1 rRNA gene is annotated in these 299 nt (G+C 29.4%); it reads left to right on the top strand.

Going from position 1 to position 299, the window contains the following annotated elements:
* Positions 1-164: 164 nt before the first annotated feature.
* Positions 165-299: ribosomal RNA gene (locus CJ670_RS09695) — 16S ribosomal RNA — on the top strand; the annotation flags it as partial.

The following is a 299-nucleotide window of genomic DNA, read 5'->3' as shown; positions in this document are numbered from 1 at the left end:
TAAATATAATGATTGTTAAAAGTAAAAAAAATGAAACAAGATATAAATAGTAAAATATTTATTACTTGTCTATAAATTTGAGTGATAATTTTGTAATTAAGTAATTAAAAACAAAAATGTCAGTTTCAACACTACATAAAGATTAAATAAGATTTAATCAAAAATTTATGGAGAGTTTGATCCTGGCTCAGAGTGAACGCTGGCGGCGTGCTTAACACATGCAAGTCGAACGAGAACGGATTATAGCTTGCTATAATTGTCAGCTAAGTGGCGCACGGGTGAGTAATGTATAGGTAATA

It is taken from the genome of Arcobacter cryaerophilus gv. crypticus (assembly GCF_002993025.1).
GTDB classification, from domain to species: Bacteria; Campylobacterota; Campylobacteria; order Campylobacterales; family Arcobacteraceae; genus Aliarcobacter; species Aliarcobacter cryaerophilus_B.
The sequence above is the reverse complement of the archived record's forward strand: the minus strand, read 5'-3'. Positions and strand labels throughout refer to the sequence as shown.